The 14,642-nt window shown below is 35.9% G+C and carries 12 protein-coding genes; 5 read left to right on the top strand and 7 right to left on the bottom strand.

The window, feature by feature from the left end; genetic code table 11:
- The first annotated feature begins 203 nt into the window (after nt 1-203).
- Nucleotides 204-1,208, top strand: coding sequence for a beta-N-acetylhexosaminidase (gene nagZ, locus C9J42_RS09080; protein ID WP_107301909.1), 1,005 nt, complete (start codon nt 204-206; stop codon nt 1,206-1,208).
- Between the two features lie 67 nt (nt 1,209-1,275).
- Here the strand turns inward: nagZ and C9J42_RS09075 are convergent, their stop codons facing one another.
- The 5 genes from C9J42_RS09075 to C9J42_RS09055 form a co-directional block, all read right to left on the bottom strand.
- On the bottom strand, nt 1,276-2,598 hold the full coding sequence (locus C9J42_RS09075) for an IS4 family transposase (RefSeq protein ID WP_107295016.1): 1,323 nt from the start codon (nt 2,596-2,598) through the stop codon (nt 1,276-1,278).
- A 125-nt stretch (nt 2,599-2,723) separates the two neighbouring features.
- Entirely contained in the window at nt 2,724-4,316 is a 1,593-nt protein-coding gene (locus C9J42_RS09070; RefSeq protein ID WP_107261006.1) for an EAL domain-containing protein, read from the bottom strand.
- Between the two features lie 770 nt (nt 4,317-5,086).
- Nucleotides 5,087-6,001, bottom strand: a complete 915-nt coding sequence (locus C9J42_RS09065; RefSeq protein WP_107207199.1) for a cation diffusion facilitator family transporter — start codon at nt 5,999-6,001, stop codon at nt 5,087-5,089.
- Between the two features lie 293 nt (nt 6,002-6,294).
- The gene (locus C9J42_RS09060; protein ID WP_107207200.1) at nt 6,295-6,786 is read right to left on the bottom strand and encodes a hypothetical protein; all 492 of its coding nucleotides are present in this window, start codon (nt 6,784-6,786) and stop codon (nt 6,295-6,297) included.
- A 161-nt stretch (nt 6,787-6,947) separates the two neighbouring features.
- A complete protein-coding gene (locus C9J42_RS09055) occupies nt 6,948-7,634 on the bottom strand; it encodes a VC0807 family protein (protein ID WP_107207201.1) in 687 nt (228 codons plus the stop codon).
- A gap of 133 nt (nt 7,635-7,767) precedes the next feature.
- On the opposite strand from C9J42_RS09055, the gene C9J42_RS09050 reads away from it, so the two are divergent.
- Nucleotides 7,768-8,313 carry an isochorismatase family protein gene (locus C9J42_RS09050; RefSeq protein WP_107207202.1) on the top strand — a complete coding sequence of 182 codons (546 nt, stop codon included), beginning with the start codon at nt 7,768-7,770 and terminating at the stop codon, nt 8,311-8,313.
- Nucleotides 8,314-8,436: 123 nt separating this feature from the next.
- Here the strand turns inward: C9J42_RS09050 and C9J42_RS09045 are convergent, their stop codons facing one another.
- On the bottom strand, nt 8,437-9,195 hold the full coding sequence (locus C9J42_RS09045) for a hypothetical protein (RefSeq protein WP_107207203.1): 759 nt from the start codon (nt 9,193-9,195) through the stop codon (nt 8,437-8,439).
- A gap of 846 nt (nt 9,196-10,041) precedes the next feature.
- Between C9J42_RS09045 and nagA the strand changes: the two genes are divergently transcribed.
- Nucleotides 10,042-11,175 carry an N-acetylglucosamine-6-phosphate deacetylase gene (gene nagA / locus C9J42_RS09040; RefSeq protein ID WP_107207204.1) on the top strand — a complete coding sequence of 378 codons (1,134 nt, stop codon included), beginning with the start codon at nt 10,042-10,044 and terminating at the stop codon, nt 11,173-11,175.
- Nucleotides 11,176-11,381: 206 nt separating this feature from the next.
- Here the strand turns inward: nagA and C9J42_RS09035 are convergent, their stop codons facing one another.
- The gene (locus C9J42_RS09035; protein ID WP_107207205.1) at nt 11,382-11,810 is read right to left on the bottom strand and encodes an NADH:ubiquinone oxidoreductase; all 429 of its coding nucleotides are present in this window, start codon (nt 11,808-11,810) and stop codon (nt 11,382-11,384) included.
- A 632-nt stretch (nt 11,811-12,442) separates the two neighbouring features.
- On the opposite strand from C9J42_RS09035, the gene C9J42_RS09030 reads away from it, so the two are divergent.
- Together C9J42_RS09030 and C9J42_RS09025 are read left to right on the top strand one after the other, a co-directional pair.
- The gene (locus C9J42_RS09030) at nt 12,443-13,396 is read left to right on the top strand and encodes a chemotaxis protein CheV (protein ID WP_107207206.1); all 954 of its coding nucleotides are present in this window, start codon (nt 12,443-12,445) and stop codon (nt 13,394-13,396) included.
- A gap of 487 nt (nt 13,397-13,883) precedes the next feature.
- Nucleotides 13,884-14,549, top strand: a complete 666-nt coding sequence (locus C9J42_RS09025; RefSeq protein WP_107247190.1) for a hypothetical protein — start codon at nt 13,884-13,886, stop codon at nt 14,547-14,549.
- The last annotated feature ends 93 nt before the right edge of the window (nt 14,550-14,642 follow it).

Below are 14,642 nucleotides of genomic sequence, written 5' to 3'. Positions count from 1 at the left end.
AGTAATACTACATTCCATTTCATAAAATAATCAACAAAGATCACCATAATTACTTTAATTTAATACTGATATTGGAAATGATTAAACCGTGTTCATCCCCTAAAAAATTCCATTATGATGATGCCTAAATTCACATTAAAAATTGCGGATAAAACTGACTATGGTAATTTATCGCCTAATATAATGTTACTCGGAGTGCCGTCATGGGACCTTTAATGCTTGATGTATCAAGTTATGAACTTGATGCAGAAGAACGCGAAATTATTCAACATCCTACAGTAGGCGGTATCATCTTTTTCGCCCGAAATTATGACAATCGTGAGCAACTTCGAGCGTTAGTTAAAGAGATTCGAAAAACGGCTAAACGCTCTTTACTGATTGGTGTCGATCAAGAAGGCGGACGTGTTCAACGTTTCCGCGAAGAATTTACCCAACTACCACCTGCTCGCGCTTTTGCAGCGTCTAAAAATGGAGAAGTGCTTGCTAAGCAAGGTGGCTGGCTAATGGCTGCTGAACTACTCGCGATGGATATTGATATTAGTTTTGCGCCTGTACTTGATCTTGGTTACGACTGTAAAGCGATCGGTGATCGCGCTTTCTCAAATTCCCCACAAGACATTATCCGTTATGCAAGCCAATTTGTAAGTGGTATGGCGCAGGCTGGCATGGCTGCAACCGGTAAACACTTCCCTGGTCATGGTGGTGTGATAGCCGACTCTCACTTAGAAACGCCTTACGATTCACGGGATAATATTAAGAACCATGATATGACCGTATTTACACATCTCATTGAAAACAACCTGCTGCAAGGCATCATGCCAGCACACGTTGTATTTGATGCTTATGACGAAAAACCTGCAAGTGGTTCAGAATATTGGTTAAAACAGGTATTACGTAAAGAGCTAGGTTTTAAAGGCGTGATCTTCTCTGATGATCTTAATATGAAAGGAGCTGACGTATTAGGCAGCTATAGCGAACGAGCTATCGCAGCTCAAGAAGCTGGTTGTAACATGGTGATGTTATGTAATAACCGTGAAGGTGCTGTACAGGCCCTTGATGGATTACCACAGATTCCAGTCCCTATTTTAGAAACATTGTTAAAAAAACCAACCGCTGAGTATAGTGATTTGATCAATACTCGTATGTGGAAAGAAAGCCAAGATGCCGTTTCTCGTCTTGCACAAGAGTGGAAAGAGAAAAACGTTTAACACGTGGTTACTGTAATCATTACCAACAAAAAAGCCGACATTATGTCTAATGCCGTTCGGATAAGCATCATCGTTTATACCTAAACGGGTACTTGGATGGCACAAAGAGGACTGAACGTGGAAACGTTCGGTCCTTTCTTTTGTCCGGCAGAATAAAGTGACTGACGGCCTCACGCATTTGCTTTAGTTTGGCAGGGAGTGTTCCATCTGGACTTAATGCTAACCACCTAAGCTGGGTGTCAATGAGGTTAATTGCTGCCGTAAAACTCACTCGAGTCGGCTTCACATCAGCATCTGCGGCTATCTGTACCATTTCTAGTCGCACTAAGTTATATGCTAGCAATACCCCCCAGAGTTCTTGTTTTACTCCAGATGGGAATCGACTTCTCAGGGTAACTTCGCTTTGCAACTGAGTTTGTTTTATCTCACCAAAGCCTTCTTCTATCTCCCAGCGTTGCCAGTAGATACGCAGTAGCTCTTCGAGTGGGTACTGATTTGGATCAGCCAAAGAGGTAATAAAACCTTCAATTTCACCCGCAGGATCTTTGTACAGTACAAGCCTTGCCTGCCAGGTGGCAGGCAGCTCAGAGTTCTTCTTTCTCGCCTGCGGGGATATTGGCATCTCGATGAGCATGTCGTTGTCAGCGTATTCCTCAATGACTTCATAACGAAGCTTACGTTTTATTGGTGTTAGCCAGTGACTATTAACTGCCGCTTCTTGCCAGTTAATCAGTAAATCTGCAGAGAAATAGCAACGGTCAAATAAGGTTAGTGAATTAGCGGGAACATCAGTTAGCAGGCGATGCGCTAATGTCACTTCACCAACATTGCACGCATCAAATGATGCGCCCAGCATCATGCGAGTTTCAGCAGCCATCAGTCCAACTAATCGAAGCTGAGGGTAAGGTTTGTAACTCTTAGAAATGAAGCCAAATGATTCAGCATTTTCTTCTGAGTCAGGGCATCGAAAAGTCGTACCGTCGACAGCAAGAACATTGAGGTTTAGGACGATGTTTAGCTGAAGTGCATCGGCTTCCCACGCCGAAACAGCGGTCTTAAAAAGCGCAGCTAAGGGAGCTTCATCTAATCGACGTCGACTGTCTGTGAGGACACTAGGCGCAACTCTAGACCAACTATTCTCGGGTTGAGGTTGGAGTGCTAAGTCTAGAGAGCTGCATACTTCCTTGATAGACTTGTTGCGTTGTAAACCCATCCAAATGACGAGCCATACGGCTTGTTGAGCTGGTAATCGGCGACGCCGAATACTTGCTTTGTTAGTATTATGAAGAGCCTGTTCAATCCATTCCATCTCAATAGCATTAACAACAGACTCATAGTTACTACTATTTTCCATCGTTTCATGCGCTTGGTTTAACTCATCAACTAACATATAAAAATCCCTACCAACAAACGTTGGTAGGGATTATTACGCAATCTTAGGATCGTTCAAGTACCTTAAACGATCGGCATTAGACATTATGTCGGCTTTTCTTTATCCATAACTCGTTATCTTATCTAAATAGCCAAAAGCTTATTCTTATTTTTAATCTCAATATTATAAATCGAAAACTCTTCAGCATTCATTGGCATACCAAAATAATACCCCTGCTGAAGATAAACATCACGCTCAACAAGGTAATCGGATTGCTCTTTCGTCTCGACGCCTTCTGCTATCATTTCCATTCCAGCCTGTTTGCCGAAGGCTATAATAGAATCAAGCAGAGAAAGTTTTATATCCGTCGTACCAATATTTTCAACGAACATCTTATCGATTTTTAAACTCCGCAAGTTCAATTCTTGAATATAACTGAACCCACCATACCCTGTGCCTGCATCATCTAATTTAATATCAATACCCTGAGCTTTAAGATATTGGATAACCTCAGAGGCAATAGTAAGATCTTCAAATTGTTTTCGTTCTGTAATTTCAAAAGCAACCTGTTTAATAGGGATCTTTGAATTGCTGAATAATGCTAATGACTCATTCATTATCTGTATATTTTCTAATTGTTGCGGTACAAGATTAATACTGATCACTCTATCGGTTAACTGCCAGTTGATAGTACTCAAATCTTTAATCGCTTTCTCAATTAATAAATTAGTAATAGGGATAATTTGTCCACTTTTTTCAACGTAAGGAATAAATTCCATTGGTGATATTAATCCAGCCCCTTTTTTCTTCCACCTAGCAAGTACTTCACAACCATAAAGTTCTTTGGCCTTTAAATTAATAATAGGTTGGTAATAGGGTACGAACTCACGTTTAACTATCCCTCGTTGTACTAATGCATGTAACGATAAACGTCGTCTAATGAATAAACGCCGCAACAAAATTAAAAATCCAGCAATAAATGCACCAGCTAAAAAGAGAGGCATCCTTAATAATTGTGACTCTTTATCTAATAATTCCAACTTAATGTAATTAGAAAATTTCAAACCATTAGGCATTAAAACTTCATATATAGGTTCAGCCGTGTATGATTTATTATCACCTTGCCAACCTAATCGATCCAATTCATTATCTGCTGATATAGATGTTAAAACACAACCTTCACAGTATTTATTTCGTAAGATTTCTTCAACGATGGGTTCTAAGGACAGAACCAAACTCCCCTTGTTACCTTGCCACCGAACTTCAAAAATACGTTGCAGACTATTTTTTTCAGAAGATAACCATAACGACATCATATTGCCATAAGTTTTAATTTTCCGAGATTCAACATGCTGACCATGATTTTTTTCATAAAAACTCGAACAAGTACTTTTGCCTGAGGGGGTTAAAGAAATCTTACGGATAAGATAATTACTATAGGCAATACGTTTTAATTGCTCCTGCTCTTTCTCACTACACGTAAAATCAAAATTGCGGCTAAGATTCGTAATAAAGTCTTGATAATCGCCTATATTTTGAATATGAGTTTTAACCAATTCATCAGTATCTGTTTGAATTTTTGTTGATAAATGCTTAGTTGCAAAATATGGTGCGAGAGTCGTAAAACCAAAACCGACTAAAATAACAAAAAACATTAAACCAATACCAATATGGCCTGAAAATCGCATCAAAAAAATATCATCAATCGTTTTGGTTAATCTCTCTTTCTTAAACATTGAATAAACCATCATTGTTATTATTCATAATCTACCATCCATGTAGATCTCTATAAAAATCATTACTTATAATAAAGTTAAAACCTAAAGCATTATTAGACAAGCCATAGAGAAGATTAAATACCAGCAGAGATCACATGTTATAAAATATTCATTTCAACTTAAGACTTACACTCTAATTTATAAAAACAAATCAACACAGTCAAACTTTTACAAATTAAATACCAAATTAGAATAGAATATACTCAAAAAACTTATCAATGAAATAATAATGTTTGTTAAACTTAAACTTTAATTTATCTCTATTTCATTAAAATAAGATTTAAATCACAATAATAGTTTCATTTTTTGCCAATAAAAAAAGCGCTAATCATAGCGCTTTTTTTAATTTCTGTTCTTCGCAATAAGGATTATAAACTATCCTTGCTATAATCAATATTCTTAGTGCATTTTTTTTCTTTAAGAATGATATAAAATGCACCCACAATGAATGCTATAACTAAAGCAGTGTCCATGATTCACCTGTGATAAAAATAATTTTCAACATTGGCTAAAAATTAACTCTTATTTCGTGTTTAATTAAACAAAGATAATTTTTAGAGCGAAGAAATAATACAAGATTCCTATATCTATTTCACCACAGTGGTTATCATTTTGTAAAATTCAATATAAATGATTCGAAAAAGTATAATTACAAAATGTTAGTTAGGATAAGCCCTGATTCGCAGTCAATTATCCTAACATTAAACCTAAGTTCTATTTAGACTATGTTACAGCCAACGTTCTTGACCGGTAAAACTAACAGAAAGCCATGTTTCACCAAGATCGGCCTCCAACTTATCCCATATGATTTGACGAATATTATCTTGTTGTTTTGTCGTCCATCTTTTTTCATCTTTTACCAAGATGTTAATTTCTAAATCATACTGACGACCGATTTTAGCAAAATGATGAGTATAATCATCGAAGTCATACTTTTCAGAAAGCTCTGCAATAACTTGATCGACGTGCTCTTGAACACTGTCTTGTGGTGCGACAAGCAATACTTCCTTTAAATTTCGTCTTAATACCTTTATCGGTAATACTGATGCTGCGATTGATAATGTTGTAACAAGAATGGGATCGACATAGGCATTCCACTTAGAATAACCCATTGCATCAAATATAATAACTAAGATAAAACCAACCAATATTGCAGCGCTTAAGATCGCGTCAACTAACCATTCTTGCGAGTCAACTCGGACTAATTCGGAATCAACACTGCGTGCGATAGAGGTTTCAAAAAAGTAAATCGAAAAACAACTGACGGTTGAAAGAACAGCATAGACAATCGCGTCTCCCAAAATAATGTCGTGACCACCTTGCATTATTGTTTGTATGCCCGTCACAAAGGCAAATAAACATGTTACTAAAATTAATAGACCATTTACCACGTTGATAAGAGGTTCAAAATGGGCATAACCAAATTGAAACTGTTCATCATCCGGTTTTGAAACTAAGTACGCCGTATAAAGACTAAGTCCTGTCATCCCCATACTTAAAAAAGAGAACATACCGTCTAATAAAATAGCATTAGAACCAACATACAGACCGTAACCAATACCTAGCGTAGCAACAAAAATTGTTCCTACTAATGATATCTTCAGCGCCATTCTCTCTTTACTAATTTTACGGCTTGAAGCCATAATATCCCCCTAGAATTAATGATAAAATAACGTAACTACCCGCTACGACAATAAAACTTCAATTTAAAATATCTCTATATTTAACAATATAGTGTCAAATACAATATCATTAAAAGTGCTTTTAGGGGAATTTTTGATATTTTTCAGTATTAAACAGGCGTAAAACAGATAGCCTATGCCATGCAGGTTTAGAAGTATAAACACAAAAAAGTACAATAAGTTATTAACTTATAAGAATATAATTTCACTGTATATATTAGGTTAAACAGAACTTCGTGTGTGACACATATTGATTATTGCTCTTCACGAACAAGCTCTAAACGTTCAACATCACTATAAAATGACACCATTTTTACTCGGCTCAAATCAAATTCAAAGCTACTTTTATCACACATATTTTGCTTATCTGCATCAAGTTTTATTCTGTTTCTTTGTTGTCTATTAAATGATGCTATGTACTGCTCTTTTATAAATTCACAACGTGCTAGCTTTTCACATGCTTCGTAACTTTGCTGGTTGAGTATTTCCCAGTGCTCGTTAAATTGTGACAAGGCAATATGGAGTTGCTTGTAATTTTGATCACTAATAAAACCTTTAAGCTCTGTAATTTTTTGATATTGGGTATCTAGAAATGAGCTAAAGAAATGAGAACCTCGTTGGGACGGGTGGTTAGCGCAATGTTTATCAACAAACTTCATTCCTTCTTTATCTGAAGAGTTAGCCACTTCAATCGTTGAGCAAGCCGTTATTACTAGTGATGTGAATATTATTGAGGTTAGCTTCATGACATGTCCGTTTTTAAACTACATGTCTAAATTATTACTCAAAAGTTTGAATTATGTTTTCCCTGTAAGCATTATCTTAAAAATAAAACGGTAACACACCTTACTTTGATACAAAAAAAGCAGTGAGTGATTCACTGCTTACATTTTGATGAAAAACGACATTACTGCGACTTAAATATCTCGGCCGTTTCTAGCTGTGTCATACGGCGAATTTGACGCCATACAAAATAGAATATACCCATCATCATCAACATAGATGGAATTGCTATCATCGGGTAACTTAACAATGTTAAACGTCCCAACTCTTCATTAAATGCTTCAGTTCCTGATTTGCTGGTTACAATCACTGTCGCCAGAATATAGTTCATCACAGATGAAAAAAGAAACGTGCTAGCAAACATGTAATTAGACTGCGTTAGACAGCGATCAAATAAATGCTCGTTGTTCTTTTCTTTTAAACGCTCATTTATGAGCCCTAAATTAAGCACGCTGTCATTTAATACTAATTTGCGTACAACTGGAAACTTGGTAAATGTTGAGCCAAAAACAACAATTCCGATAAGTCCAGGGATCAAGGCTTCTTTAATCGCTAACCACTTAGTATCAAGTTCAAGTAAACCTATACCGCCTGTTAGAAGAACGCTGACAATACCTAGCAAAGCTATAAAGTTATATTTCTTATAACGAATAAGCTCATAACCGCCAAAAATAACAGGGAATGCCAATGCTGCTAGTAATCCGCCTACCGCACCGAGTTGATCACCACCACTAAACTTCATCAGAATCACTGACGGTATAATAACGTTAAAAACAATTTCACTTAACGGGTTTGATTTTCTCTCAGCCATAATCTGACAATACTTCCTTTGTTTACATTTATTTTACGTTAGTCACTTTGCATTGTTCCGTTTCTAAACAACACTGTAAAGAGCAATATGGTTACAAACCATTACTTTTTCAATAGACATAAGGAATCGCGCAATGCTTGATATTCACCATTCAATATTGGTTGTGGTTGACATACAAGGCAACCTCGCGCAACTAATGCACCAAAAGGACCACTTTTTTCGACAAGCTGAAATTATGGTAAAAGGCGCCGAGCTCTTTGACTTACCAACATTATGGCTTGAACAGTTACCCGATAAACTTGGCGCAACGATTCCTCAAATAGCACAACCTCTTACTCAGCAAGGATTAACGCCCATTTCTAAAGAAAGCTTTAGTGCCGTTCAAAATATTAGTTTTGTAGAGCAACTACAATTAAAACAACGTAAGTCGATCATCATTATTGGCATTGAAGCACATATTTGTGTTTATCAAACCGTTATTGATCTGATTTCTGAAGGCTACCAAGTCACTGTAGTAAGTGATGCGATAAGTTCACGGACAGAAGAAAACAAACAGATTGCAGTGAATAAAATGCAACGTGCAGGTGCACAAATCAGTACAACAGAAATGGTATTGTTCGAATTACAGCGGGTCGCCAATGGCGGTAGATTCAAAGCCTTACTCAATTTAATTAAGTGAACGTTGTCTAAGTAAGCAGCGCTTACCTTTTTAGCTGAAAGTGTAATAAAAAGGCATTGCATTATAGAATAACGCTATGCCTTTAATGCATTGATATTAGTAGAGCTGTTATTGACACTGTTACTAGATTGATAGAGCCATAAGGAAACTCGCTGCAGACATAATAACACTACTGATAACGAGCATCACCGTAACGGGTTTACTCTTTGTAATAATCGGCATTAACCATAAGCTTAATGCTAAAACCAGCAAGCCAATACTTGAAATTCGTACGACAAAGCCCGTTAAGTTGCCGAGTTCAGCCTGATGTACCAATAAGCTCATACCCTGCATATTCGATAGTATCGTCACAACACCAAGTACTAAACCACATACAGGTAAAAAGGTATTAAGTTTTGTTAACTTATGCTCAGATTTTACTAACATACAATGTGCGACTAAGCTTCCACCTATAAGAACATTGGCGATAAACTGAATGGCTAGCGAGTAACTAATACCATGATTAATCACCCCTTCAATAAAGTACAGTCCACTCCAAACCACGATCAAGAATAAAAAAGACTTACGCCATTTATCACTGCCAATTAAATGTTTTTCGCATAACCAATAAGCCATGGTAAAAATCAAAATTGTTAAGCAGAAAAAGGTATCAAGACCAAAACTTGATTGACTATGGATTTGCGATAGCATTAACATGCCTTCTCGCAATAACATTGCAGTAATTAACAACAACCAGATCAGGGGAAAGTTTTTAAGTACCCTATCAGATTGTCCAAAACATAGTTTCCCCGATAGCATAATCACGCCAATGACAATAAACGCGCCAATAGAAAATTGAGATAACACCTGAGACAATAAAAATGGCCAGTCAATCCACAGCATGACAACTCCTATACAGTATGGATAGTAACGAACGCTTAAATAAGCGCTTTAACAGTACTAATAATGAGAAGGCGCTATTTTGCCCAAATGCCCACTTGAGTGCAAAAAGAAAAAGGATAACTTCTCGCGTCATGCCTTTTTGTTTATCAGTAAAAAGCGTTGTTTATTAATCAAGCGGCCGTATTTTTAACATCAATGACGTCAACATAGTGGCAATAACCGGCATGGCTAAATAAGTTAAACTAAAACCATGTTATAAGCTCTGTGGAGCAACGACATCTGTAATATCCGAGCAGCCACTTAGTGACAAAAGACAGCAGAAAAAACAGCCCAAAAAAAAGCAGCGGCGAGTTACCGCCCAAAACTAAACATTGACACCCAATACCACAATCTTAGGTGGTAATATATGCTTTCCTCTAATGTTCCTAGTGCAATAACCAATTACTAAACTGCCTTAGGGAATGTCATATAATCATCTCCCCCTACAGATAGCGCATACTGATATACCTGGAATAAAGTGATGATATATATATCAATTACTATACAATTACGGTACAAATAAGAATAGCCCACTTATTGTCTAATTAAAAAAATCATTCCCCACCATGCTTTCAGTGAATATTTAAAGGCCAATTATGGGTACTTTTGCTGTTTATTTAATGAAAGGATTTGACGAATCATTAACTAAACAGGTATCTTAATTCACATAGAAAAATAAGATTATTTTAATGCTTTCAATCGATGTGTCGTTGCCATTTAAGTTCAATTGACGAGACATTGTATAAAAGATGATGTATTTACTGTGACACTTGTTGTTAGCAGTACCAATTTACAAGTGAGATACCCATGATCGCAATTATCAACGTTAATGTATTTGATGGACAAACGACTCTTAACAATCAAGCTATTTTTGTTAAAGATGATGTTATTCAACGTATCATTCCAATGGCTGACGTAAACCAATCAGAACTTCCTGAAACAGTGGTTGATGGTAAAGGCTTCTTAGCTTCTGCTGGCTTTATTGATCTTCAGATTAATGGCTGTGGTGGCGTACTACTTAATACTGCAATAAGTAGTAAAACACTTGAGATCATGAACGAGACCAACTTAAAAAGTGGTACAACTCAGTTCTTACCAACTTTTATTACAAGTGACGGTGCTTCATTAGTTGAAGTACTTGAAATGGTTGAAGCTACAGAGCAGCCTGAACAACAAGGTATTTTAGGTCTTCACATTGAAGGTCCTTTTATCAGCGTAGAGAAAAAAGGCGCACACCGTGAAGAATTCATTCGTGAGCTTGACGAAAAAACAGCCCACTACCTTGCTGATAACGCAGATAAAATTTGTGTTTTAACCGTTGCTCCTGAAAATACGTCACAAAAAGTAATCGATATTGTTCGTGAAGCAGGCATTACCGTTTCTCTTGGTCACACTAACGCTACTTACGATCAAGTAAATGAGAAATCAGGCCTAGAAATGGCAACTCACCTATATAACGCGATGACACCACTTGGTTCTCGTGAACCTGGCGTTGTTGGCTACATTTTCGATAAAAAGCCACATGCAGGTATTATCGTTGATGGTATTCACGCTTCATACCCTTCTGTTCGAATTGCACATGATATCATGGGTGAACAACTATTCATGGTAACTGATGCTGTTGCACCTGCTGGTACAGACATGACTGAGTTCGATATGGCAGGTCTTAAAGCTTACGTTAAAGATGGTAAGTGTTTCTACGCTGATGGTACTATTGCTGGTGCTGCAGTTACGATGATTCAAGGCTTAAACAACTTGATTAATCACGTTGGCCTATCTCGTGAAGAAGCATTACGTATGGCTACACTATACCCAGCAAAAGCGATTAAGATCGAAAACGAGTACGGTATGTTAAAAGAAGGCTACAAAGCAAACATCACGTTGCTTTCTGACGACAATCAAGTTAAGCACGTCTTCCAAATGGGTAAACACGTTTTCTAAGTTAGCCACGTAAAATAGTTAACTTGGTATCTGATTAAAATCCAACAGTGATCTTACCGTTGGATTTTTTTATTGCTTCTATCTAGCGATAGCCTGTAGCTATTGATTAAAGACTATTTATAAGCAGGTTAAAAATAAAAAGGCCAAGTCAATCTCTGACTTGGCCTTAAAATTTGATTAATTATTGCCCTATCTAAACTTTATAGTTAATTAGTAGAGAGTTGAGATAAGTGTCTTGGCGTTTTATTGTTACTTTCATCTCTTTCTTCTTGCTGTGTATTGATAACAACACGCTTACCAGCCATAGACATTTGAAACTCTCTTAATTTAAAGTAGCCATATGTAACAACAATAGAGAAGAATAAGTAAGATAACGAGAATACAAACGGTGAATTAATCACTTCAGCTTTTAATCCCCACATAACGCCTACAATCGTTACGGAAAGTTTAGCCATCATTCCCATTAACAGTAATAATAATGCTAATTGCGGGTAGCGAGTTGAACGAAATGCTAACCAATATGCTGTTCCTACAGAAATGGCTGCAATACCAAAGCCGGCAGCAAATGAATGAAAATGGTCACCAGATAAAACACCACCGATCGATGACAGTAAAAAAATCAATGCTAGTTTCATATTTGCCTCTCCAATTGTGAAGCGAAAAATCAATAATATTGCTACTAGGTATATTTTCTCATTTTGAACGCATTATGTATATATGAATTGAAAGATTTCATTTTTGAAAGAATTATGTATTAATTGTTAAATAACAAGCAATAAGCACTTAACACTTTGAAAATAAAGGCGACTATATTAATATAACTGCCAATTGTTAATCTATTGATAAATAAGTAACATTCTTGTTTTAACGCTACATTTAGAAGATTTACCAGTAAACCCGAAGAAAGGTAGATGAAAACACTATCACAATAAGACTAAAATCACAGATTATGAGTTAATTTATCCAAAGTTTTAAAATTAGAGGTTATTTTTTAGCGATATAAATAAATGGTTAATTTTAACCCTTTTTTCTACTGTTTTTGTTGTCTATTTAATCTACGTCACATTGAAGCAACGAGCTGTATGATCATCATAGCTAAAGTCATACTGCTACATCCTCAAATAACAATCATAGAATTAAGAGTTAGCTCACTGTTTAACATTAAACCTTCTTTTTTACTTTCTATTTCATTCAATAAATCTTTTTATCTGTCGATAGAGCTTAATTACTCTATAAGGCCAATCACTCTAACTAAGGACGGTTAAACATGGCAACAATTCTTGACAGTGTTAATCAACGAACCCAATTAGTAGGAGAAAACAGACTAGAGCTACTTATCTTCAGGCTTAACAGCCAGCAACTATTTGCTATCAATGTGTTCAAAGTCCGTGAAGTCGTTAAAGTACCCCACCTTAATTCTCTTCCAGGATCTCATATAAATGTTAAAGGGGTGGCATCTATTCGTGGCGTATCTATCCCTGTTATCGATCTTCGAACCTCAATAGGTATGAAAGAAACCGATATTAATGAACTGAGTAACCTAATAGTGACTGAATATAATGGTTCGGTGCAGGCATTTTTAGTCGGACAAGTAATGAATATCGTTAACATGACATGGAAAGATATTCAGCCACCACCCGATCAAGTAGGCAAGAATAATTTCCTTACAGCTATTTGTGAAATACATCGTGATAACCAAAAACATCTTGTCGGTATAATTGATGTTGAAAAGGTGCTCGCGAATATTATTAATTACAATATTAAAATTTCTGATGAATTATTGAGCAGAGATATCAGTCAGCATCTACAAGGACATAAAATTCTTATTGTTGATGACTCCCCTACTGCACGTAATCAAATTAAGTCAACACTCGCTCAAATTGGCATCGAAGTATTTGAAGCAAACAATGGCCAGCAAGCCTATAATCTATTAGATCAATGGTGTAATGAAGGTAAAACGGTAACCGATGAAATATTGATGATGTTTACTGATGCAGAAATGCCTGAAATGGATGGCTATCGACTTACTCATAAAATTCGTCATGATCCTCGCATGTCAAACTTATACATTACTCTTAATACCTCATTGAGTGGAAGTTTCAATGAAGCAATGACAGTGAAAGTAGGATGCAATAAATTTATTTCTAAGTTCCAACCAGATCTGATTGTTGAAGTTGTACATAACCGAATGATGGAAAAACTAGCAGAGCAAAACCCGTAATTATTTAGGCTCTCTATCAAACTTTTTAACACATTATCTTGTGTTATAACTCTTTGATAGAGAGCTAAGCATAATTTGTAACAGCGATTAAAAATACACTTAACGCAATAACTATTGCAGCTATAATTAATAACACTTCGAATATGTGCTCTGGCATATCATTCCTATATTACAATATAATATGAGTAAATATCTTTTATTAGATAATTTGATGTTTTCTACTCTTAATTTACACATACAGTATAGAGTTCTAAACTAAATCGAAGCTGAACATAACAGCTGTCTTTTCATTTCATCATAGACTCATGTTTTTAAAGTAATTTGTAGAAGAATGTGACCGAAAACGTGAATTTTAATACTCATTATTACAACTACCATTCTTTTATTATCTTACGATCTCATTTTCATTAAGATAAATTTGCTCTTTATATAAAATAGCGTAATGATTAAATAAAAATACAATCAATGGGAGCAAAGAACGCATCATATGAAAAAAGTATTCACTATAGCTTTATTATTTTTTTCATATTTTCCAGCCTTAACTGCAAAAGCAGACGAAGATATACCTCGCGTAATAAAATTATCTCCTGAAAAAATCACACAGCATAATGTAGATCTTCCTCTTAACCAATTTAGAGCACTTGAAATCTTGGCTGATAAGAATGTCAGCAGCCATCAAGTGCCTCGTCCTTATACAATGCCAGACACCACCGACCATACTAAATTATTTGGTTCAGATCTTAATGATAATGGTATTCGAGATGACTATGAGCGTATGCTATTAAAAAGTTACCAACGTTCAGAGTATGTCGCTATGGGAATATTAGCAGCAGAGCGCTGGGATAAACTCCTACGATTATTACACTCACAAGAGCAAATCAAAACTCGTTTTCAAGCCTTAGAGTTATTCAATGATAATATCGCAATTAACCAATGCTATTATTCTTTACAAAAAGTAGATAAAAAGCTGATTTCACCTGTACTTAGCTATTTTAATAATGACCAATTATTAGAAGCTAAATATCAAGCAGAACTATTACTGCTTGATATTATTGGCAATGATCAAGCAAATTTCACTTTTCATCAGCAACCATGTGAACGCTTTGCTGATTTCGCTAAAAGTGCAATAAAAGGCAAACTTGCCGCTTTATAACAACTAGTCAAAGAATTTATCGTCACTTCATTTATTACTATCAGTCATGCTTTTGTTACAAATAACCCAAGATATTAAAAGTAAGATTTATGG

Source organism: Photobacterium sp. GB-56 (assembly GCF_003026105.1).
Lineage (GTDB): Bacteria > Pseudomonadota > Gammaproteobacteria > Enterobacterales > Vibrionaceae > Photobacterium.
This window is presented reverse-complemented; position numbering and strand designations above follow the sequence as displayed.